21 protein-coding genes are annotated in these 24,436 nt (G+C 39.1%); all 21 read right to left on the bottom strand.

All coding sequences use genetic code 11. The annotated features are described in order from the left end of the window. Positions 1-73: 73 nt before the first annotated feature. The 21 genes from CD03_RS0104790 to CD03_RS32415 all read right to left on the bottom strand — a co-directional run bounded on the left by CD03_RS0104790 (position 74) and on the right by CD03_RS32415 (position 24,435). The gene (locus CD03_RS0104790) at positions 74-751 is read right to left on the bottom strand and encodes an LPXTG cell wall anchor domain-containing protein (protein ID WP_027292654.1); all 678 of its coding nucleotides are present in this window, start codon (positions 749-751) and stop codon (positions 74-76) included. Between the two features lie 188 nt (positions 752-939). Further along, a complete protein-coding gene (locus CD03_RS32440) occupies positions 940-2,361 on the bottom strand; it encodes an MBOAT family O-acyltransferase (RefSeq protein WP_052377670.1) in 1,422 nt (473 codons plus the stop codon). A gap of 2 nt (positions 2,362-2,363) precedes the next feature. After that, positions 2,364-3,488 carry a hypothetical protein gene (locus tag CD03_RS0104780; RefSeq protein ID WP_027292653.1) on the bottom strand — a complete coding sequence of 375 codons (1,125 nt, stop codon included), beginning with the start codon at positions 3,486-3,488 and terminating at the stop codon, positions 2,364-2,366. Beyond that, complete coding sequence (gene srtB, locus CD03_RS0104775; protein ID WP_052377669.1) at positions 3,481-4,332, bottom strand: class B sortase; 852 nt, start codon at positions 4,330-4,332, stop codon at positions 3,481-3,483. The genes CD03_RS0104780 and srtB overlap by 8 nt, the downstream gene beginning before the upstream one ends. Then, positions 4,329-6,002: an LCP family glycopolymer transferase gene (locus CD03_RS35795; RefSeq protein ID WP_052377668.1), complete on the bottom strand. Its 1,674-nt coding sequence runs from the start codon at positions 6,000-6,002 to the stop codon at positions 4,329-4,331. The genes srtB and CD03_RS35795 overlap by 4 nt, the downstream gene beginning before the upstream one ends. 43 nt (positions 6,003-6,045) lie before the next feature. Then, positions 6,046-7,482, bottom strand: coding sequence for a polysaccharide biosynthesis tyrosine autokinase (locus CD03_RS0104765; protein ID WP_027292651.1), 1,437 nt, complete (start codon positions 7,480-7,482; stop codon positions 6,046-6,048). A 1-nt stretch (position 7,483) separates the two neighbouring features. Further along, positions 7,484-8,908, bottom strand: a complete 1,425-nt coding sequence (locus CD03_RS0104760; RefSeq protein WP_027292650.1) for a CpsD/CapB family tyrosine-protein kinase — start codon at positions 8,906-8,908, stop codon at positions 7,484-7,486. Positions 8,909-8,917: 9 nt separating this feature from the next. Then, positions 8,918-9,853, bottom strand: coding sequence for a hypothetical protein (locus tag CD03_RS0104755; RefSeq protein WP_027292649.1), 936 nt, complete (start codon positions 9,851-9,853; stop codon positions 8,918-8,920). Between the two features lie 23 nt (positions 9,854-9,876). Next, a complete protein-coding gene (locus CD03_RS0104750; protein ID WP_027292648.1) occupies positions 9,877-10,620 on the bottom strand; it encodes a tyrosine-protein phosphatase in 744 nt (247 codons plus the stop codon). A gap of 12 nt (positions 10,621-10,632) precedes the next feature. Next, positions 10,633-11,664, bottom strand: coding sequence for an acyltransferase family protein (locus tag CD03_RS0104745; protein ID WP_027292647.1), 1,032 nt, complete (start codon positions 11,662-11,664; stop codon positions 10,633-10,635). Beyond that, positions 11,665-12,648 carry a glycosyltransferase gene (locus CD03_RS35790; protein WP_197041625.1) on the bottom strand — a complete coding sequence of 328 codons (984 nt, stop codon included), beginning with the start codon at positions 12,646-12,648 and terminating at the stop codon, positions 11,665-11,667. Positions 12,649-12,685: 37 nt separating this feature from the next. Next, entirely contained in the window at positions 12,686-13,912 is a 1,227-nt protein-coding gene (locus CD03_RS0104735; protein ID WP_027292645.1) for a glycosyltransferase family 4 protein, read from the bottom strand. A gap of 6 nt (positions 13,913-13,918) precedes the next feature. After that, positions 13,919-14,662, bottom strand: coding sequence for a glycosyltransferase family 32 protein (locus tag CD03_RS0104730; RefSeq protein WP_027292644.1), 744 nt, complete (start codon positions 14,660-14,662; stop codon positions 13,919-13,921). Positions 14,663-14,669: 7 nt separating this feature from the next. Beyond that, on the bottom strand, positions 14,670-15,611 hold the full coding sequence (locus CD03_RS0104725; RefSeq protein WP_027292643.1) for a UDP-glucuronic acid decarboxylase family protein: 942 nt from the start codon (positions 15,609-15,611) through the stop codon (positions 14,670-14,672). Positions 15,612-15,625: 14 nt separating this feature from the next. Further along, positions 15,626-16,717, bottom strand: coding sequence for a glycosyltransferase (locus tag CD03_RS35785; protein ID WP_027292642.1), 1,092 nt, complete (start codon positions 16,715-16,717; stop codon positions 15,626-15,628). A 33-nt stretch (positions 16,718-16,750) separates the two neighbouring features. Beyond that, the gene (locus CD03_RS0104715) at positions 16,751-18,082 is read right to left on the bottom strand and encodes a UDP-glucose dehydrogenase family protein (protein WP_027292641.1); all 1,332 of its coding nucleotides are present in this window, start codon (positions 18,080-18,082) and stop codon (positions 16,751-16,753) included. Positions 18,083-18,166: 84 nt separating this feature from the next. Further along, positions 18,167-19,279, bottom strand: a complete 1,113-nt coding sequence (locus tag CD03_RS32420; RefSeq protein ID WP_052377667.1) for a glycosyltransferase family 4 protein — start codon at positions 19,277-19,279, stop codon at positions 18,167-18,169. Beyond that, a complete protein-coding gene (locus CD03_RS0104705; protein ID WP_156042779.1) occupies positions 19,269-20,816 on the bottom strand; it encodes a lipopolysaccharide biosynthesis protein in 1,548 nt (515 codons plus the stop codon). The genes CD03_RS32420 and CD03_RS0104705 overlap by 11 nt, the downstream gene beginning before the upstream one ends. Positions 20,817-20,818: 2 nt before the next feature. Next, on the bottom strand, positions 20,819-22,069 hold the full coding sequence (locus CD03_RS0104700; RefSeq protein ID WP_027292639.1) for an O-antigen ligase family protein: 1,251 nt from the start codon (positions 22,067-22,069) through the stop codon (positions 20,819-20,821). Next, on the bottom strand, positions 22,062-23,204 hold the full coding sequence (locus CD03_RS0104695) for a polysaccharide pyruvyl transferase family protein (RefSeq protein ID WP_027292638.1): 1,143 nt from the start codon (positions 23,202-23,204) through the stop codon (positions 22,062-22,064). The genes CD03_RS0104700 and CD03_RS0104695 overlap by 8 nt, the downstream gene beginning before the upstream one ends. After that, positions 23,173-24,435, bottom strand: coding sequence for a glycosyltransferase (locus CD03_RS32415; RefSeq protein ID WP_044288906.1), 1,263 nt, complete (start codon positions 24,433-24,435; stop codon positions 23,173-23,175). The genes CD03_RS0104695 and CD03_RS32415 overlap by 32 nt, the downstream gene beginning before the upstream one ends. Position 24,436 lies beyond the last annotated feature (1 nt).

Raw genomic sequence — 24,436 nt, 5'->3', positions numbered from 1 at the left:
GCTGCTATTCTGACAGACTACCCTGTAAATATAAGCTCCAAAGCTTTGATGGAAATTCCTGCTGCCGGAATGATCAATACTGGCTGCTTTTTTTACTGCGGAAGACGGCATACGTTCCCAGTCCCATAAATATAATAGCTGCTATAACTGCAATGAGCTCACTTCCATTTTCACCTGTTTTCGGGGAAACACCAGTCTCTTCGCTTTTTCCCTGTTCCTTTTCCTGATATACCAATGCCACCGGTGATGCCGAATGAAAGACCGCACTTGCAATATTCCCATTCGTTGTGGTATCTAATAACTCCCATCCATGCTCCTCACATTTATGCAGCACATAAACCTGAATATTTGATGTAATACTATTGCATACCAGGTCAATGCTGACCGGGTTTTCACTGGATGGCATAGGATCCGCCTGAATTGTTAAATTGCTTATTTTCGTCAGGAATTTGTAATCAGACAGCTTCTCCAGGGAAATAACCTTTGTCTTACTGTTATAAAGTTCCAGTTCATCCTTTCCCAGTGCTTCCGCCAGATTCTTATTCAGATTTTCGTTAATCTTATCCACCTCACTTTGTATTTCCGGATCATCAAACTTATCTGACAAGCTTACGGTTCCTCTGTCGGAGCTGGCGCTTACAATGCCCCCGATACCTGTTGAGACACTGTGAATTATGCCGCTGGCATTTACCTGCATTCCAGTCATCAGCAGCATGCAGACAACTAAAATGACTGCCATTTTTTGTTTCATAGCCAAATCCTCCTTTTCAATAAAAGTATTTTTAATTCTTTTCTTAAGTTTTTTCTGTCGATGTGCACAATATATTTCACTCCTCCTCTCCTGAAGCGTTTTTTAACGCTTTCTATTTATCTAAAACTGCCACAGATATAAATGTTTTACTTTCTATGACAGGCAGATAACCCAATGGCCTTACTAATTTAATACTGGGAATAAATAAATGCTGTATTTCCGGGATAAAATAAGCTTAATAGGATCCAAATTAAAATACATATGAGTACCTTTGATGAAAACTTGTCCATAGGAAGCAGTTTGTAAAATCCATTTCCCTGATTTTTGAATTTAGCAATCAGTGTTGCAATAATCATTATCAGGGCAAATATAATCGTATATATGTAAATATAATCTATCCCCGGTTTCCAGCAGAAAATCCTGCCCAATATGAGGACTGCCTGTTCCACTGAGTCTGCCCGGAAAAATATCCAGCAGACGCAGACAAAAGCATAGGTAAGCAGCCAGGATACGAAAGCACCCACCCCCTGCATCGCCTTATTTTCAACTCTGACAGGATGCTTCTTCCTAAAGGTTAAATAGTTTTTATGAAGAACCAAAGCAAATCCATTGAGCAGCCCCCATACAATATAAGTCCAGTTAGCTCCATGCCAAAGCCCACCCAAAGTCATGGTTATCACCAGATTTAAATAAGTCCGCCCTCTTCCTTTCCTGTTTCCGCCCAGCGGAATATACAAATACTGCATAAGCCAGGAAGACAGGCTGATATGCCAGCGCTTCCAAAACTCTGATAAATTTTTCGATATGTATGGAATATTAAAATTGGGCGGGATCTCAAATCCCAATATCTTAGCAATTCCGATAGCCATATCGGAATAACCGGAAAAATCACAATATATCTGAATGGAATAAGAGATTACCGCAAATATAATAGAAAGCGCACTGTAGGCCGCCGGAGCCTGAAAGACTGCATCCACACATACAGACAACCGGTCCGCTATCACAAACTTTTTAAATATTCCGAAAAGTACAATCTGTATCCCTGCCTCTGCATTTGCTTTTGTAATCTGCCTTTTTTCATTGATCTGCTGAAGAAACTGTTTGTTCTTCACAATCGGTCCCGTTGAGATCTTGGGGAAAAAACCTGTTAACAGTGCCACGGATATGAAATCTGCCGGCTTTAATTCCTCTTTATAGATATCCGCCACATAGCTGATTGCCTGAAATGTGTAAAAGGAAATCCCAAGTGGCATTGCTATTTTCCATAGCTGTACATTGCTTTTTATCTGAAATAAAGACAGGAATGATTCTGTAAAAAAATGATAATATTTAAAAAATCCCAAAATAATTAACATAAAAGCAATATATATAAATAGAGTTGTTTTCCTTTTTGCAGGATTCTTATTTTCCCTGGCTATATTTTTCCCTGCAATATAAGTCACATAGGTCTGCAGGATTAGTAAAATTAAAAATCTCACATCCAGATAGGAATAAAATATGTAACTGCTGGCCAGCAGAATTTTGTTATGCTGTCTCTTTTCATGCGTAATCATTAACAAAATGATGGTTACACTAAATAAAATCAAAAACTGAATTGATATAAATCCCATAGTTAATTATCCTCACAAGAAATCAGATTTGCTTGACTCAAAGCATTGTATAGTTCTTTTGCAAGAATCCGATGCCCTGTCCTGTTCAGGTGCCCTTCACCCATCGAAGTGTTGTTAAAACCATAGGGAACGCAATACTCCTTCTCATAGCTTTCCAAAAATGCATTCCCGGTATCGATGATCTGAATATCCTGTTTTTTGCAGACCTGCTGAAAATATTGGTAAGTATCATCGCAGGTTACTTCCATATGGTCACCGCTTATTTTTACTATGGGATGGTATAGAATGAATATCTTACCCTGATATTCCTCTTTCATCTTCGTAAATATCTGATCCAATATTTCTTTATAGCGGTAAACGTTACTTCTTTTATCCTGCGTCTCCGTTTCCTGCTCCTGTTGATGAATACCAAATGCCCCGCTGAAATCAATTTTAAAATCTGCAAATTGTTTTTGCTGTAATAAATTCAGCAGCGGCATATTTTCTTTTACTGTAATCGCCAGCTTTTGCATTCCGGATATATTTTCCGCGATAGCGGGTCCGTTTTCTTCCTTATTATACGGAATCTGATCCAGACATTTTTCTAAAGTCTGAATGTCACAATCGGTATTAAAGACTTCCAGTACAACCCCTCTGGCATTCGGAAACTCTTTCACCGCCGCCGAAAAATGTCTTAAAAGATCCGGCATATAATGTCCGTCCGTGCCGATATTATAGATATATTCCCTGGGCTCTCCTGTAATCTTCCCGTTCACCAGATCGGTATATCTTTCACCTATTGGAACTTCCTTTCCCTGTGTATGGGAAGATCCCATCACCAGAATATAGTTGTCCCTGGCAATCGGATACTGGTTGATATACCCATTCTCATCCACTTTTCCGATTCCAAAGCCTTCCAAAGCATTGGAATAAAAGGAACCGGGATTCCAAATTGCACTGGTAGCTGATTCCGATCTGCTGATCCACCCAGGCTGATGAAAATAGATGAATATAAATAAATTGACGAAGCAAAAGGAAATTATTATGGCAGATATCCAGGCTGCCAGGGTTTTGACTGTTCTTTTCATCTCTACATCCTTTCGTATCCGTGCACCAGCTGCAGCTGCTGCAGCGAATATTCTAATCATTTTGCATTACCCCAAGGACCAGAAATCTGTAATTACTTCCCATCCCGTGGCAGGTTGATAACGTAAGAATTTTATCGGTTGGAAGGAGTGCAGTATTCTCGTCAGTATTGCTTCTCATATCACGGATATTCATGATTTCTTTTAGAAAGGGAAAGAAGGACTCATCGCCTGAAAAATCATAACTTTTCATAATATGCCGGTTGTCAAATAACACTGCCGCAAATATCCGGTAAGTCAGTTTCTTATCTTTCATATAAATATAAATCTCCCGGTTGGCATCGAAAAAACTTTTATCCTCAAAAAGGCGTAACTCCCCAAACATATCTCCGTTTTTCATGTTATGTCCGTATAAAACTGTTACAGGGTCCATAAAATCTTTGCTATTATAATCTTCACTGAAAATAGATCCTTCTATATTGGCACTGCCGTCCGGTGTCTTGTCCAGATAATAGCTATTGTCATCTTTTCGCTGGACAACCGGATAATTTACCTTTGTACCCGGTATCTCTATCCACGCATAGACATCCGGCATTTCTTTTTGTATCTTCACAATATTTACCGGTAGGTCCGTTGGCTGATCTGTTGTTGTATCGGTGGATGAGGGAGACTTCGAATCTGTTTCTTTTGGATTATTGTCTTTGTTTACCGAATCCTTCTCGTCCTGGTTTTTAGTCCCTTCTTCTTCAGCATCGCTTTCCGTTACCGCAGCATACTCATAGAGTTTCGCAGCAGCCAGCTTCTGCATTTGTCTGTTTACCGCAAAACCAATACATAACCCTGCCAGTAAAAATGCTGCAATTCCCACAATGAGCCACTTTAAACCTGCCCTTTTCTTCTTATTCAACTTCCATCACCGCCGCTGTTCTTTGTTTCGGTTTCTGCCTCCGCGTAAAAATTATCGAGTATTACATCATATAACTGATCCTGGTCTATATGAAATTCTTCATAATAAGTTCCTTTTTCTGTTTTACCGGGAAGCATCTGAATGTCGTCCCCGCTGAAATTAGTATCCAGCATCAGGGTTGCCAGGTAAACTGCATGATCAAGCCCAAGGTTTGTCACCATATTTTTAGACAGCTCCTGATAAAGCTTAACCGGCAAAGACGGGTCTTTTCTGATCGTTCCTTTTGCTGCATTTAAAAATGACAATATATATGTTTTCTGCCTCTGCATACGCATTCCATTGCCGCCGCTTTTAGTAATATCCCTTCTTTGGATAAATTTCATAGCCTGTTCTCCGGTCAGGGTGATTTTCGCTCCCTTTTGAAATGCCGGGTCATCATATTCCATATCTTCCGGTATGGTTACCGTAACGCCGCCTACCGCATCATTTAATTTTGAAACAGCTTCCAGATTAATTGCAGCGTATCCATGAATCGGGAGGTTATACATTAATTTTGAAACAGCTTCCTTCATCATTTCACAGGATTTTTCAGAACCATCCCCATATGCATAGGCAAGGGCCAGATGATTCTTTTCTTCACCAAGATAATTTCCTTCGTAATCATAATTTTTAATTGCAGTCATGGTATCTCTCGAAATACCAAATATTTTCATTTTTCGGGTATCCGGATTCAGGGAAAGGAGAAAAACAGCATCCGCCTGTCCACCTTTCCCGGATATTCCCGGTATGGTTTCTATTTCCTGGGTGCGCTTATCGATACCCATACATAAAATGTTGATTACGTTTTCCTGGTAACGATATGCTTTTCCATCATGGTAGTATAAGGACGGATCATACGCTTGCTCTTCATTTTTACCATCTTGCTTACCTTTGGCATCCTCACTTTCTTTTTCCAGTGTGGGGGCCTTGCTCAGTGTGTTCTTTTGCAGCAGGCTGTTCTTCCCCATAACCCGGTACGTATGATAGACTCCAAACCCGCCCATCCCCGTAAACACGCATAAAGTAAAGCAGACAAGCACAATCCTGATTAATATTTTAAATTTTCTGCCTTTTGAAAATACATAGCGGTAGAACATCGCCAAACCAAATCCAAGAAATCCCCCTAAGGTGTTGCAAACAAGGTCATCTATATCAAATACACCTGTCCTGGTTTGGAACTGAATAGTCTCAATAAAAAGACTGCAAAGAGGAATCACCAGGAGTAAAAAATATTTCTTCTTTCCGCCGGATCGGATTAACTGTATAAAAACTCCCACTGGTACAAAAAGAAGGATATTACCAAATATCCGGACGATCGCCCTGTTGGGATATCCGGCACGAAATATTTCATCAAATAAAATCAGATTCACTTTCGCTTCTTTCATCGGTACTCTTGTAAAAAGTGTAATGCTGAGTATGATCCCTAGATACAGAAGCAGCATACTGATTACGGAGATATTCCGAACCTTTATCTTAGCAGTATCGGTGATATGCAGGTGCGCTGCGGTAAAATAAACCGCAATACACAATAAAACAGCTGACAACACCATAATCAGAAAGGAAAAGGGAACTTTTTCTAATTCTGCTGACATGGTTTCCAGCACTTTACCGAAATTAATGATCGCTTTCATAACATCCTCCTTTGCATCTGTATTCTAAATCCGATCTGTATCTTTAATTTTCCCCATCCGATACTTTTTGTTTGTAATAACGGTAAGACTTTCCATAATAATAGTTGTGATATCCGTACTTTAGGAACCCTGCTTCCACATAGTTTAAAACGTAACCCACCAGCTTTAGTTCTGAATTTGCAAGCATTTCCATGCCTTCCCGCACGTACCTTGCTTCTACATAATCCTGTCTCACCAGATATATTCCGGCATCTGCATACTCGGATATCATAGATGCATCTGTAAAAAAAGAAACCGGCGGCGTATCTATGACCACATAATCATATTCACTGCCCAAAGAATCCAGAATTTCCTGAAAACGGGGATTGGAAAGAACATTTTCAGTATCTTCCCTTGCTTTTCCGGCACACAAAACCATAATATGATCCCTGTACTTTTTAACTGCCTTCTCTAATTCCAATTTATTTTCTATAACATCCTGCAAGCCTTCTCCACTGCTCTCTATTCCCAGCATCGTGCCGATGGAAGGATGCCTCAGATCACAGTCAACCAGAACCACTCTTTTTCCTTCATCTGCCATAGCCTGAGCCAGATTCACCGCAAATGTTGTCTTGCCTTCACTTGGCAGTGAACTGGTGATCATCAGGATTTTGGCATTCTCTTCTTTCAGGTGTTTTGCAGTTCTGGACTGTATGGACCTTATGGCCTGGCGGAAATCATAGGAAACCTTCTTGTCCGATATTAAGATATGGCGTACTTCTTTATTGGTCCGCTTCTTCTCCTTCACTTTCGGAATGTACGCCAGGCAGTCCAGATTCACAATTTTTTTCATATCCGTCTCTCTGCGGATTGTTTTTCTTGTGAGGGCATAGCATACCAGAAGAACAAATACACAGCAGCCTCCGGACAGAATACCCATAAGGATGTACTTTAACTGTGGATATGGATTCACTGGGTTCTCTGTTGCCAGGGTGTAATCGATTACATTTAACTCTACCGTTCCAACATTTTTGGATGCATATACCGGATAAGTTTCCTGGAAAGCTTCCATCATTGCATTTGCCTGGTTATAATCCGCAGAAGTTATCATTACATTTAGCATATTAGAGGAACTGGTATTATACATGCGGATGCTCCCGGGCAGCTTTTCTTCCTTAATCTGCATCTTCTGTTTTATATCAGAGGACAAACCGGTATTTGCCAGAATATCCGGAAACGATGCACTCAGCCGCCCTGTGATCACCACATCTGTTGCTGCATCTCCTGTTTTCGTCACCACGTATGTCAGTTTTGCCTGATAAAGCAGGGTATAATTCCACGATTTAACTGCAACTATTCCGCCTGAAGTCATAAGAAAGACAAGCAGAAGCAGAATTTTCCAACGCTTCAATCCATTCCACATATTATCAATAAAATTTCTCACGTCCAGAATTTTATCGTCATCATAAATGATGTCTATTTTATCATTGTATAGCTGCATGTTAATTCCTCACCTTCACGTCATGGTTATTCGCCGGACCTCTGTCATATCTTCCATAATATTTCTTATATCCATATGCCTTCGCTCCTGCCCTGCCGACAACTCTGGAACAAACCGCATTTAACACAAACCCGGTAACTTCCGTCCCTCCCCGTTCTAACAGATCAATGATGTCATTGATATTTCTGGCCTTTGCCATATTCTGCCTGATCACTAAAATTGTCTGTGGAATGATAGAAGCCAGAACTTCCACATCTCTGATGATTCCGGCTGGAGGGACATCCAGTATAATGTAGTCCATCTCTTCTTCTGCTCTTTTTAACAATTCTTTTGCTTTTTCATTTGTTAAGAGGATATCGCTTTCGATCATGGTTTTTGTGGAAAAACAATAGTTAACCAGATCATTTTTTTCCCGGAAAATAACGTCTTCATAGGATGCTTTGCCCTCCAGATACGAGACAATATCCCTCCCCTTGGGAATCTCCCGGTCTAAGATACGATACAATGCAGGTTTCTTCATATCTACATCAATCAGAAGTACTTTTTTCCCTCTGGATGCCAGTTTTAGTGCAAGGTTTGCAGCAATTGTAGATTTTCCTTCATTTTCCATAACACTGGTTACCATGAAAGTTTTATCCCGGCTTTTTTCCAGCTTACGCAGCAGCATCGTTACAGTTTTACTCATTTCTTCAGAATAAGTAAAGCTGACCGTAGGATTGGAAAGTAAGATACTCTTTTTTGCGTATTTATTTTCAAAGTGTATTTCACCCAGATAGTCAGCGTCTATCAGCTTCTTTGCCTGCGTGGCGTTCTGAATTCTCCCGCTGAATATATTGGCAATGCCTATCATACTTATTTCCATTAAGAACACAAATATAAAAATGGTTATGGAAATTGCCATGGCATTATTAGACTCACGGGTAATCTTCGCTGCCAGGGGCGCACCGGTTTTCTCCATCAGGTATCCGCCTGTCAGATAGGAGGATACCTTAGCATAATTCTTTAAAGCAGCAGACATCATCCGAAAGGAAGCCTCTGCTGATAAAGCCCTGGTTTCCAGCAGAATCATGTTGGAGCCCTCTACACTTTTTGCCTGTATCGTTCCGGGAAGTTTGCTGCAGTCAAGCTCTTCCCGGACACGGCTGCCCAAAACATCACTGTTCAGGGAGCTGACACATCTTCCCACCACATTGTTTATGTTATAATCCCCTAAGGAACTGAGTGTATTATCTCTGGATATTACAACCATGTTCATTTTGGATACATACACGTCCGGTCTGATCCGGTTCCAGATCCCGAAAAAACAAATTCCAAAGGTAAATGCCAGCATCAGTATGTACGGAATATTTTTCAGCAATGTCCGTCCTATCGATATATAATCGATTCCGGAATCCTTTATTTCCTCCTGACGATTGTCATAATCCATAATTTCCTCCTATTCTACTACCACCAGAAGCTCCGCATTGCAGGTATACTCCTGGCTGTCTGTGGTATAAGTATATACGACAGAGTAATTACCCTTTTTTCCGGTATCAACATTGGATGCGTATTTTATTCGGGAAATGTTAATCCATTTTCCAGACTTCTCTTTTGCTTCTGCTTCTGTGACTTCTTTCTTTTTCCCGTTCACTTTCATGCTTACCATAGGACCAAAATCGATACTCAGGGTCATCTGGTCATATACATAATCCAGATAATCCGTTGGCTCAAAAGCATCACCTTTTGAAAGATAAATGACATATTGCTTTAACATAATCTTAGGAACAAAGTTTCTTTCCTCATAACTGTCATCATAGATTTCCACTTTTACAGGCAAGGCGGCGGTATCCCCTACGCTGTTAGTCACCTGAAGTGTGCAGTCATAGATTCCCGCTTTAGGATCTTCATCAAATTTATCTTCTCCTTCAATTTTGATGAACGGACTGATATCACCATCCAGACAGTCATCTGCTTTTACATACTGAATCAGAGATATGTCTTCATTTTTAGAAAAACGAAGGGGACTGGTGATGGAAAACCTTGGGCTGTGATAATCTGTATAATGCAGTTTTCTCGTTACAGCTCCAATATTATTGGAATGGTCAAATGCCGCATAAGAAATCATAAATTCGTTATCAGCACCTGATTGATCTTTTTCAATACTCTCAATCAGCAATGAATCCGTAACATCTCCATCCTGTTCATCGATGGCTTTAATCCCTTTCATCAGTTCTTCATTCCCCGCCTCAATGGAAGCTGATATTTCCTCATTTTCACAAATAAGATCCGGACCGGTCACATCCCGCTTCTTCTGCATCTGATATACCTCATATACACCAAAACCCAGAGAAATGATAAAAGCCAATATAATGAATCTTTTAATCCATTTCATAATATGTATCTCCTCTTTCTGTACTATATAAACGTTAAATGATGCGGCTGTAAGGTTTGTATCTCTTCATTATTAATAATGCGGTCCGGATTTTTTTCCAAAAGTAATTCTGCGTATTCCACAGAAAATTCTTTTATCAAGAACCTCCGGATTCTATCCATGGAAATAGTTCTCCCGGCATAACCGTGTGCATCGGAAGCCACCAATTGTACCAGATTGGAGCGGAGCATTGCATATGCCAGCCTCGCTGCATATGTCCCAAACTCTCCAAAGAGACTTCCTTTGTTAATCTGCATTGCACAATCCTGCTTTATTAATTCATAAATAAATTCCGGATTATCCTGCATAAAATAATACCGTTCCGGGTGTGCCAGAATAACCCGGTACCCTATTGCCTGTATCTGACAAATTGCCTGGTTAACCTGCTCCGGCCGTTCCCGGAAATCAAACTCTAAGAGAACATAACTGCCGTGATTCATCGTGATCACTTCTTTGCGGTCCAGCTTCTCACATAAGTGATCATCGAAATACAACTCCATTCCCGGTAATATTTCTACTGGAATCTGATAACCTTTCAGTTTCTTTCGCAGATATTCCAAAACCTCATAATAATCTACCGTGGAATAAGGATAACAGTTTCCATGGCTGGCTGCGATGATCCTGTCTGTGCCATTTTCATAAGCCGTATATATCATATCGATACTCTCTTCCACTGTCTTAGGTCCGTCATCAAGACCGGGTAAAATATGTGCATGGATATCTGTCACGGAAGATACCTCCTATCCTTTCATTTTTTTATATGGATTTTTCAACTGTGCAAAATGTAAGAAGGCGGAAAAAAGAATTACAAGTCCAAGTACCAGAACCGGTTTCGCATACAGACCAAAATCTCCTGCAAAAAACGGTATCCGTTCCCAGAACTTTCCCACCACTTCAATGACAGCAACCTGACTAATATAAATATACAAATATAGATTAGAACCAATCTGTTCTATTAACGTTCCTTTTTTGCTGTTCCCGTTTTGTATTGCATAAAGGTAAAGTCCGGTAATAAACACTACATTTCCGGTATATAACAATACATTGCCCACGAACCGGCTTTCCATTATAATCATTACCGTTCCCAACACTGAAATTAAGAGGGGAATATTTTTATTTTTTATCAACTGAATATCTTTTTCTTTGTTATGAAGATAATGTCCCAGCATAAAAAACGGATAACCTGTAAGCAGAAAATTCCGGTACCATTTCAAATGGATACCAAATCCCAATACGGTTCCCAGCTCACAAAGTACCAGATTCACAATCAGTAAAATACTTGCGGTTAAATAAAGAACAAAGTACCGTTTTCCAAATATCTTTACCAGAATCCCAAACAACAGATAAACATATAACGCTGCGGGAATATACCACAGTACTCCATTGATCGAATCGGTTACATTAAACAGCAGAAAATCGAATATATTCTGACTCTGAAAGATTGCCAGGCTCAGCCATTCCATCGCTTCTGCTATGCCGCCGCTTAATAATTTCGGCAGAAAGCGCCAGCCGATATAGCAGATCATGGCCGCCACCAGTAACTGTAATGTTTTCTTAATCCTTCGCCCGGTAACCACAAGGGTTGTTTCCTTATCTGCAAAGAATGTATAATACCCGCTCAGCATAAAAAAGAAAGGAATACCGGTTCTTGCAAAAGCAGATATTACCGCACCGGGAACCGAAGGAAAGCGGCAATGGATTAATACAATTCCCATACAGGCAAGGCCTTTTAGGTAATTCAGAAAATAGTTGGTTTGATTTTGGTTTTTCATTTACAATTTACCCCACTTCTTTTTTACAGCAAGGTAAAGATCTAAAAAACCCACTTTATAATTATTGTTGTATTTCTGAAAAAAAAGCATATAGTAAAGCCATATAAATATATTTTTCTTCGTAAGAAATTGATAACGCAAATCATTGCATTGAATTGCCTTTTTTAAATATCTTTTCTTCTCGCCTGCAGATTTACTTTCTTCTTTTTCCGAAAGAAGCAGATTTAAAATGCTTTCATAATATAATTTCCATTGTGCGCATGATTTCACCCGCTTTTCCAAAGTCTTCACTTCGTGCCAGGATGTATTCGTATCATGGCATCTGCGATAAATAGAGCAAAAATTTATTTTATAAGTGCTATCCATAAAATTTGCAAAGCCCCATAAATATAAGTCATGTCCTATCTCAAAAACACCGTACTCTCTGATCTCATTGAAAAAATCCTTTTTAAAACACATACAGCAGCCCAAACCCTTTAAAATATGGTTAGTGCTAGAATAAGGTATATACCGGACCCTAAGATCATAATCTTTGGGATTACAGCTCTGATAAAATATTGCCTCGTCAGAATTATATTTCCCGGAAAAGTTTGCACATTCTGCTAAAAGTACATTTATTTCTTTGTTTTCCTGCATCACCCCGGCCATGATCTCAACTTTTGTATTTACCCATATATCATCCTGATCGCAAAGAAATATATATTTTCCGGACGCCATTTCTATCGTATCCATAAAATTCCGAACATACCCCTTGTTGGGCCTGTTCACTGATATCCGCCAATTATGTAAAGAATGTTGCCTGATAAATTCTTTTATAAGTTCAACTGTATTATCGGCAGACGCATCATCTGATATCAGTACTTCATCTACCTGTAATGTCTGATTCCTTAATGATTCCAATTGTTCAACAATAAATCGCTCACCATTATAAGTAGCCAATACTACACTTATGCTCTTTGATATCCTGCTTTTTTCATCTTGCATTTTTATATACCCTGACTCCTCTTGTGAAAATATATCTTTATTGTTTTTTATAGATTTCATTCATAAATGATATCTTTTTATCCCATGTATAATTATCAAGTACTTTCTTATACGCTGCTAATCCCTTTTCCCTTACCAGTTCCGGCTTTCTAATACATTCTTCCATTATTTCTGCAAGCTTCATTATGTATTCTTCACGGCTATTCCCAGATATTAAAAATCCTTCCTGGTCGGTAACCATCAGAGCCGCCCCACCTTGATTTAATGTAATTACCGGTAATCCATGAGAAAAAGCTTCTACTAATACAGTTCCTGTAGTTTCCCTGAGACTTGGAAATATAAAAAGATCTGCTTTATCGTAATACTTTTGCATGTTTTCATATGATAATTTTCCAGTAAAAATCACTTTTTTATTTAAATTCTTTTTATTACAGGATTCTTTTAAATAGTCTGACTCCGGGCCATCACCGCACAAAATCACCTGATACTTCAACTCAGAATCCACAATCGATAAGGCATCTATTAATAGCGAAAGACCTTTTCGGAACACCATACGGCCTGACCATATAAAGGTCATTATTTTTTCTGGCTGATTCGATAATCCTGCTATTCTATCAGTCATTAGAACCTTTTCTTTTTCAATTGCCACATCCAGAAGCAAATAGCATTTTTGCTTATTTTTAATATGCGGCAGCAAAAAATCATACGTTTCCCTGTTGGTAAAAAAAATAGAATCTGCTTTATTAATGGCTCTTTTGTATCTGGGATTGCGAATCGTTATTTTATTAATCAATGATCGAATATCTTCTTCTGCCCTGTTATGCCTGGTATAATATTTAAGCGGCTTCGGCGTTTGCTGTGCACCGCCGATAGGTCCCAGCAGATAGCGGGTATTTATCTTGTACAGAAATCCTATTAAACGAAAATCGCTGGTAGAAACATGATGAATAAGATCAAACTGATATATCTTATGCAGCTTTTTTATCATACTATATGCCGGATACTGCCATAATTTCTGGTATACCAGAAACCCTTTTCCTGTTTTATAATAGAAATTCATCCAATTCGGTATATCACAATAGAAGAAATGCATATTGGTTATGTTATGCTCTGATAAGTATCTTTCAATCTGTGGTTCCCTGTCTTTTCGTGTCACCACATATACCTCATGGTCAGTTCTCATATAAAATGGCCAGAGCCATCCAAGCCCCTCATCACTCCCTGCATTGGGTTCACAGGAAAAAGAATAGTATAAGATTCTCATCTGGGTTTATCTCCTTTTACGTCCGTTATTCCACCTGTCGAATCTATCATGTCCCATTATTTTCAGAAGCATTTTCTTTAATGCCATTTTGATCGTATCCGATAATTTTTTTTCAAGCCAGGTCCCCATCATGTGATGAATCATATATGTATTTTCAGTTTTCCTGATATGTGAATTATCCATGTCATAACCAGTAAAATACTCAACCGGATAAATCTTCATATCGGAATGTATAATCTGTAAGGTATCATTGATCTGTAAACCATACTTCTTTGCCAGCATAGTCAAATGATCATTGATGGGTGTTATGTCCATCGTTCCATCCTCTGACTGAAAATTGCGGGTATGATAAGTTCTTAAAAACTCTGCTAAAAATGGATGGTGCGGAACCGATGCAATGAATGCTGCCGTTAACAAAGTTTCTGTCACAAATCCGGATACAAAAGTTTCATTATCTAAAATATCATTGAGGGATTTTACTACTTCAACATCCGTATCCAGATAGATACCGCCATAATTACACAACACCTGAACTCTTACATAATCGCTCACAAAAGCGTATTTATTGCATTCATAAGCCTGCTTTACATACGCAGGTGCAAGGTGTATCTCAAAATTGTTTTCATTCCACTCTATGATTTGGTATTCCGGGAGCATTTTTTCCCAGGTACTTATGCAAAATTGTATTAACTTACTTTTTTCTCCTTTACCAAACCAGCAGTAATGCAGTATCTTAGGAATTGTTTGCATATCTGTTTTACCTCCATGACAAATCCGAAAAATATTGGATCGTTTTTTCCAGTCCTTCTCTTAAGCAGATACCCGGTTCCCATCCCAGTTCTTTTCTCGCCAGTTCAATCACTGGTTTTCTCTGCATCGGATCATCGGAAGGCAGTGGGTGAAATACCAGTTTCGATTTACTTCCAGTCAGTTCAATCACAAGTTCCGCAAGGCTTTTAATCGTAAATTCACCCGGATTCCCGATATTTACAGGACCCGTAAATCCTTCGTGGGAATTCATAAGCCTCACCATTCCTTCAATTAAATCATCTGCATAGCAGAAACTTCTTGTCTGGCTTCCATCTCCATAAATGGTGATATCCTCATCTTTCAGCGCCTGAACTATAAAATTTGATACGACTCTTCCATCATTAGGATGCATCCTGGGTCCATATGTATTAAAGATTCTCATAACCTTTATATCTACGTTATGCTGTCTGTGATAGTCAAAAAATAACGTTTCCGCCACACGTTTTCCCTCATCATAGCAGGAACGGATTCCGATGGTATTCACACAGCCCCGGTAGCTTTCCGGCTGTGGATGAATCTCCGGATCGCCATATACCTCACTGGTACTTGCCTGCAGTATTCTTGCATGTACTCTTTTTGCCAGTCCCAGCATATTCATGGCACCCAGTACACTTGCTTTGGTTGTTTTTATCGGATTATACTGATAGTGAATCGGACTGGCAGGACATGCCAGGTTGTAAATCATATCTACCTCTGCATACAGGGGATTCACAATATCATGACGTAAAAATTCAAAATTCTTCTTATCAAACAGATGCTCTATATTTCTTTTGCTTCCTGTAAATAAATTATCTACACAGATTACTTCATGCCCCTCATTTACCAGACGTTCACATAAATGAGAACCTAAAAATCCTGCTCCTCCTGTTACTAAAATTCTGTTCTTCAATTTTTATCCTTCTTTCAATAAAACTTATTAATGTTAATTCCAACTTTTTTTAACAGATAAATGATGAAAAGTACTCCTAAACTCATATTGCATTTCAATAAAATCAATATAATTTTTAATTTGTATCCTCCACCATGCACTGTCAGATTTTTAATTGCCTCTTCCACACATGGCAATGATAAATATTTATTTAAAAGATAATATGACTTCTTTATCTTTTCTTTTTCTGTAATATTATTCATCAATTCTATAATAGATAAAACATTAGATCCGGAATATAATTCAAATATATCTACGCACATCTCAGCCATAACCTCAGACCGGATCCGTTCTCTCGCTTCTGACAGAGCTATTTTGTTTTGCAGTAAATTACTTCCCTGTAAAGTTCTCAGAAGCGCACCGCTATTTCTGATATAGTAATAATAGAGCTCTTTATGAATAGAACACATGGAACGGGCATGGATGCAAAACTCACAGATAAACATTGAATCTTCATTCAGAATAATTTTTTCATCAAAACGAATATGATGTCTGTCAATAATATCCTTTCGAAATAAATGCTTCCAGACCATACCTTTTTCTCTTTTCGGATCAATGTCTCCTTTACCATTCCACCTGCTGATACTTAGTTTTGATATTCCAATTAACCGTGGAAAATAATTTTTCATTATCAATTTATTGGAATTGTATTCATACTTATCTTTTGGCAATACACTTTCTGTTATCCCATCTGGAAATACAGCATAATATCCAAATGAGACAAGGTCTGACTCCTTTTGTTCAATTAAGGATGATAATATCTTAAGTGCATCTTTATCTATTTCGTCATCAGGATCTGCAAATAAAATGTATTTTCCCCTGGCTTGGTCCAAGCCTTTATTTCGTGCTGATGAGACACCACCGTTTTCTTTTTCTATATATATAATTCTCCTGTCTCTTGTCGCGTAATCTTTACATATAGCAGAAGTGTCATCATCCGATCCATCGTTAACCAATATTATTTCATAATTACGGAATCGATTTTCGATAATACTGTCCAGGCATACATTTAAATAGGCGCTCACGTTATAGCACGGAATTATAATACTAAAAAGACACTGTTCCATAATCCATAGCTCCTTTAATCCACAGAAATGAAATCAATTTTTCCCCACCCCAATCTGATAATATGTAAATCCAAGCTCTTCCACCGCTTTCTTCTCATACTGATTTCTGCCATCGAAAATAACCGGAGTTTTCATTCTCTTCAGCATCTCCTGAAAATCAGGTGAGCGGAATTCTTTCCACTCGGTTATCAGCAGCATGGCATCCACATCCACTAGTGCAGAGTATTTGCTTTTCACATATTCCACATGGGAGTTATTTTTCAGATAACAGGTTCGGGCTTCGTTTTCCGCCTTTGGATCATAAGCCTTAATCTTCGCACCTCTTTTTGTCAGTTCCGAAATAATGGTAATGGATGCCGCTTCCCGCATATCATCTGTCTCCGGTTTAAAAGACAGCCCCCATACACCAAAACATTTATCACTCAGATCTTCACCAAAATAATCTGCCACTTTCTGTACCAGGACTTTTTTCTGCATAAAATTGACCTCTTCTACCGATTTTAAAAGGGATGCCTGATATCCGGACTCTTCTGCTGTGCGGATCAATGCCTGCACATCCTTTGGAAAACAGGAGCCGCCATAGCCGCAGCCGGGATAAATGAAACTGTAGCCGATCCTGGAATCACTGCCGATCCCAAGCCTGACATGATTCACATCCGCACCCACCAGTTCACAGATATTAGCCATTTCGTTCATAAAGCTTATTTTAGCCGCCAGCATGGAATTGGCTGCATATTTCGTCATCTCTGCACTGGCAATATCCATACAGATAAAATTATTGGTGTTCAGTACATAATGCTTGTAAAGTTCTTTCATCATGGAAAAGGCATGTTCATTATCTGCACCTATAACGATTCTGTCCGGGCGCATGGTATCTGCTATGGCATTACCTTCTTTTAAAAATTCAGGATTGGAGATTACATCAAATGTCATTTCCAGACATCGTTTATCCAATTCTTCCTGGATTTTTTTCCGTACCTTTCCTGCCGTTCCCACCGGAACTGTAGATTTATCTATAACAAAGACGTGGTTCTCCATATATTTTCCAATGGATGCCGCCACGGAAAGCACGTATTGCAAATCTGCACTTCCATCTTCACCCATAGGTGTTCCAACTGCAATAAAACAGATTTTAGATTTTTGAATTGCTTCCTGCAACGATGTTGTAAAACTAAGGTGCCCCAGTTCTAAATTCCGGACTACAATTTCTTCTAATCCAGGTTCATATATTGGAATGGTTCCATTTTGCAGGTTTTTAATTTTAACTGCATTGGTATCCACGCATACTACTTCATTTCCCATTTCAGACAGACATGCCCCTGTTACCAGTCCCACATACCCTGTCCCAATGACGGTAATTCTCATAACCGGTTCCTCCGTATTTCAGTAATTTTCAGATTTGTACTTCTTCTATTGTATTATTCTTTTTGATATTTTCCTGTCTGCTGATCACCTGTCGTTTTCAATGGTTTCTAATACAATCCCGGCAATGGTATCCCAGGAATATTTCTTTATGTACTCCTCCTGATGACTGGTCACGTAATTTTTGATTTCTGCATTGTTTAACAGCCGGTGCATTTTACCAGCCAGATCCAGGGGGTTCTCTTCATCAATGAGATACCCGTTTTTCCCCTCTGTAATAATTTCTTTCATAGAAAATGCATTTCGGGCTATGCAGGGAAGCCCAAAGATCAATGCTTCTGCGAAAACGATACCAAAAGGTTCTGACCGTGATGGCATAACAAAAATATCACAAAGATTATAATATTCCGCCAGCTTTTCAGGCCTCATCAATCCAAGATACTTCACTCCGTCGGGTATTTCTCCCGGCAAAGGCCACGTTTCAGGACCTGCTATATAAAGTTCTGCATCCGGCATCTTTTCCTTTTTTAATATCCGAAATGCCTCAAGTACCACTTCTCCGCCTTTTCGCTGGAATTCTTTTCCTACAAATAAGATCTTATTGGACTGCTTTCTTGAGCGGTCAATGCTGGAAATATCCACATTGCATCCCCCGCCGATTGCATGGACTTTCCCCGGATCTACTCCCGTGTTGCTGACCAGGTCGTCCACAAGCCATTGTCCCATAGTAAAAATCCCTTTACATTTTTTATAGAACTCCACTGCCTTATCCCTTCTCACTTTCATGACTTCGGCGGAAGTGTTCGGCGGCATTGCAGTATATTTTAAAATCGGGCTTTGCGCCTGGTACAGCCGGTAAAGGTAATCATCTGATAAATCGATATAGATATATGTATTTTCAGTTACTTTCGTATCATATTCCCGATACATAAAATAACGGTTTTGGGGAATAACCTTCAGGTTTTCATTCAGGCATTTTTCTCCCCAGGCAATATCATCTAACCGGTAATCTGAATGTCTTAAAAGTTTGTTCGCAGCACGGGACAGGAAAATCCGCTCCCTGCTCCTGTTCTTCAGGCAGTAAGCGCTGTCTGTGACTGCTTCCGACTGCTTTCTCATAGCTTCGAATAAACCATAAGGAATTCCGGACCAATCCATCACCGGGTTATCCGTCCATTTCCAGATATGTTCAATGTTCATATTCTTCTTCCTCTTTCTGTCTTTTCCATGGCTTTCTCTTCATAATAGCGGTCACTCTGCCAAACTCCGGTCTGTTACGGAATACAATCACATACAGCAAATTTGGTATGATCAGACATATTCCCGCCTGCCCTAAGAATGAAACTACAGATCCCGGGGTAGAAATCAATTGGCATAGTAAGTAAGTACACAGGGCAGCTGTCACAGTTATAAGCAGCTGTTTCAATAAATCCCAATAGTACTCCATGGAATTTCTTTTTAAAACAATGTTGTAAAATACCTTCAGCTCCCATGGATATGATATAAACAGGGATATGAAGATTGTGGAAAATAAAATCCCATTGATTCCAAATATATTTACCAGTACAACATCTAAAATCAAATTCAAAATTACGGTAACCAGGGGTCTGAACCGATCTTCATACCAGACACCTGCCGCATCTCTGTATACTGTTACAATCTTCCTGACATAGCTGATATAGAAATACAAAACGCATAAAATCACCGTATCCATTCCAAACAGCCGGTCTTGTCCCACCCATAACCACATAAAACTCTGATACAGACAGAGCAGGCAGATGGCACACCATCCGCACAGCCAGTGATTAATAAAGATCAACATTTTATAATCCTGGTAATTCTTTTGCAAAGACTCTGTTTCCAGGCTGTTTCCCACGCCTGCAGTCAATGAATTATGAAATATGGTCAGCATACTTCCTACTGCAAACAGGATATAATAATAATTGTTGAATTTACCCAGAATCAGAAGTCCCAAAAAACTGGAAATCACTATATTATCTACCGAAACCAAAGCAGTACCGCCTAAACGATAACAAATTAATCCTAAAAGCTTCTGTTTCATCCCCGACCTGATATCAGCCGATACCTTTCCCCTGCAAAAATACCGCGGATACATTTTTCTGACGGCAACCGCTGTGATTACATTTATCAAAATAGTACAAACAGGCGTTAATATTACATAGATGTAATAATTCTTAAATAAAATCAAAACAGCTGCCTGCACCAGATATATCCCCACGTATACAAATAGAGATATTTTACTTGACACATCATTTCTTTGATGTGCAGCCAGTAAACATGCTTTATATCCCCAGAAAAAATAGCCGAAAACCGCATTAAAGAGGAATACCAGATACAAAACGTATATATTAATATCCCGGGGCCAGGCACCATGAATCAGGTGTTCCATAAATGGCATAATCGCTATTCCCAGCAGCAGCATCGCTGCGCCAACAATATAATAAAATTTGCGGAACAGATTTAATAACGAACAAATCGTGTCTTCATCACCGGAAGCAATCGGTTTGTACATATAATAGACAATGGCTCCGCCAAATCCTAATTCCGCAAAGTTTAAAACACTAAAAATAGAAGTAAACAGGCTATTTAACCCAATATATTCTTCGCCCAGAATATAAAGCATTACCGTTCGGATTACAAAAGGAAGCAGCATCATAACAAGTGTATTAATAACCCCGTAAAAAGTACTTCTGACAAAATTTTTTGTTCTTTCCATTTTCATTGCTGTCTTCTCTCCAGTCTGTAGCTTCGCCTGACTACGATTAAAATTGTGATCATCATAAAGTACATCAGGTAACAGGTGCTGTCGTACAGTGGATTTCCGGTAAATCCATATACCCCAAAAACGAACTGGCCTGTAATTGAAAATCCGATCAGATCTCTTCTGCTGCTGTTCTCCCTAAAAAATCGTATGAACAGATGCACAGAAGAGAACAGACAGATTAACTGAACCGATACAAAACAAACTACGCCGGTAATTCCTGTCTCACAAAGTAATTGTAAGTATATATTGTGCACCTGAGATGTATTTTTAAATAAGTTAAAGTTCTGCTTAAACTCTCCCCATCCTATCCCAAACAACTTTGTATATGCAGATTCTCCCCACAATTTCCACGCAACAGCGTGAATATCGTTCCGGCTGTTTGATATATCTTTTTGCTCCGAAAAATTGACCAGAGTTTCAATAATTCTGCCAATTGCATTTTCATTTCCATATGCTCTGTAAAACCAAATACTAAATCCTGCAAGGAAAATCACTAAAATCGGTAATAATAGAATACGTCGCATTCTTGTCTTCTGATTACAATTGATAAAATAAACTAACATACATAATACAAGTGCAATTAACATGATGGTTCTTTTGTCCGTGAACACAAGTGCAGTAAAACAAAAAATAACAGACAGCATATAACCAACAGAGTTCTTTCCATTTTTGCAGAATAAAAATGCACCTATCCCAAAAACAATGATGTACGCTGACAGCGAAATACTCAGTGCCATTCCCCCGGCATCATAATTCCATGTTCCAAGAATACGCCAGGCAAATTTAACATACACCGGATAAACAAATTGCTGCAGTATCACAAAAAAAGCTTCAATCAACGCCCGGAGTTTCATATATAAAATAATGCCGTCAAACCTTCTTGCCGGTTCGTTAACTGCAAATATGCCTGACAGGGAAACAACATACCCAAGAATATCAATAAGTAAAAAGTCCGGGGTATGTATCAGATAATTGAAAAGCGGAAAAATTCCAATTAATATTCCCCAGAGAATATTAATATAGTTAAAATTGATCTGGCGGCTTCTGATGATATAAACAATAAAAGCAATCAGAGTCATCGCATAGCTGTAATTCATATATCTTCCGATGGAAGAAGACAGCAAAGTAAGCATCCAACAGACTGTAAAAAAACTCCAGGCATCTGTTTTTATGTTTTGTCCTGTCGTATTTTTTAAACTAAGCATTGAGTGCCCCCTCTAAAAATTGAAAAGACAACTTCTGCAATTCCTTTAATCTATTTTTTACAGCCAGGTAATCAATTCCGTCTTTATCAAAAGTATACGTTTCTTTTCGCATATCCCACAGATTGTTCGAAAGTTTCAGCGAATCTAACAGATCGTACATACGACTTTCCTGATGAACTCTTGGAATGGTTAAAAACCGTTTTTCAAATATAATGGAAAATACCGTTCCGTGAAACGAGTTGGTCACGATATAACTGGCATTTTTGATATATCTGAGAAATTCCTCCGGAGAACAATACTTATCCACATATTTAATATTTTTTAATCTGGTAACCCCTGGAAAAATATCCACAATACTATAACCGTATTTTTCTCTCAAATATTCAACTGCCCGGTCCAGTTCCTGTGAATATTCCAACCCATACATCAGGATATAGGGTTCCTTTATATCAGACGGTTTTATAAATCCCAGCCATTGTTCTTTTGTTAACAGTAATGTGGGATCCAGTACGGTAACAACCTGAGCGGCACCCAGCCTGTGCATCTGTTCCTCCAGGCTTTTTTCCCTTACCGATACCGCCTTAAAATCTTTCGTCAATGATATGATTTTTTTAATATAGGTGTCGTCTCTTGCCCCGCCAATACTGGCTCCGTATGCTATTTTTTTGTGGCTTTCCGCAACAAAGCTTAAAAAATAACCTTTGTCAAACTTGTCCATGGTATAATAATTGTTCCATACCTGATCGCTGCCAGTGATATAATAATCACAGTCCGGATAATTGTCTTTTAACTCCCGGTAAGAGTGGTAATAAGGTGTTACCACTAAATATTTATGGACAAAATCTTGAAAGCCATCATGCTTCCTCTTCCGTCTGAAATAAAAAACATTGCTTAATGCAGTCTTACCCATTCCGGCTAAAATCCGGAATTTTGTCACAACTCCATGATTGCCATAGTAATGTATCCGCAGTTTCCGGTATCTGACCGGACTGTTATATATCGGCCATGATTTCTGATAATTCAAAAAAACCACCTCATGCCCCTGCTTTTTTAAATGTTCATTCAGCGCCACGGCCTGAAGAGCTCCACCATAGTTAATGGATTTATGTAATGTTACTACTCCTATTTTTGCCATATGATCTCCTTACCTGCTCGTAGTACTGTACCAATTTCTTCAGATACTGGTCTGCATCGAAATCTCTCTTTGCATTCGCCACTGCTTTTTCACCCATGATCCGGTACTCTTCCCGGGAAAGCCCTGCCATCTTCTTCATACATTCCGCCAGACTTGCAGTGTCTTTGGGTCTGGCAATGTATCCGGTTTGCCCATTCTCTACAATTTCCGGCAGACCGCCGTTGCTGCTGACAATTACCGGTTTCCCCTGTGCCATTGCTTCCATAATGGTATATGGACCATTTTCATACCATTCCGAAGGAAGAACGATGCATTTTGCTCTCTGTACGATACGCTGCAGCACCTCCCCTGACAGAAACCCCATCAGCCTGATTCTTTCTTTTAATTGATGACAGCTGATATACTCCTGAATTTCGTCTTCTAAATCTCCGCTTCCGGCAAGATACAGCGGATTTTCCAGACCGGATTCCTGATAAGCTTTTAACATTGTCATGATTCCTTTTTCTTTGCTAAGCCTTCCGAAATAGAGAAAATAAGAGTCATTTTCCTGCACAGCCTGGTATACGCTTTTGGCAGGAAGGAAATTTTTCATATGTATGACCGGGGAAGTGGTAATGGCAGCTTCTTCGATCTTGCGTTTATAAAAAGCAGAGGGTGTTATAAACAGATCAATTTTCTGATACGTCTTTTTCCATTTATAAAGGTACGCTTCTGCTGCAGACAAGAGACTTTTCACGCTGGAATCCTTTACGCACTGATTACGGAAACATGCACCATAATGTCCGCTTTTGCATGCTTCACAGATATTTCCGTGGGTCAGCATCATGTAATTGGGGCAGATACAATTCAGGTCATGGGCGGTATAGACGATGGGGATATGATATTTTGTCACAGCATCAATTATTGAATGGGTCAGCTGCCTTTGAAACAGATTCAGGTGAACCACATCCGGCTTCTCTTTTTGAATCAGAGCACTGATTTTCTTTTTTGCCTCTCTGGAATATAATATTTTCATTCCGGTTTGAAGCATGCGGACCTTGTCCATTTTGCCGTTAAAATCCACATGTTCAGTAAAATACCCTTCCTGCCCGCAAGGGAAATTCCGGTCATCTTTCATGGAAAAATAAATAACCTCATGACCTTTTTCTTTGAGCAGTTCACCCAGTCCAAAATAATACGTTTCCGATCCTCCCTTAATATAATGAAATTTGTTAACCAGCAATATTTTCATA

Origin of the sequence: Robinsoniella sp. KNHs210, from assembly GCF_000686105.1 — a bacterium.
Classification (GTDB): domain Bacteria; phylum Bacillota; class Clostridia; order Lachnospirales; family Lachnospiraceae; genus Robinsoniella; species Robinsoniella peoriensis.
The sequence above is the reverse complement of the archived record's forward strand: the minus strand, read 5'-3'. Positions and strand labels throughout refer to the sequence as shown.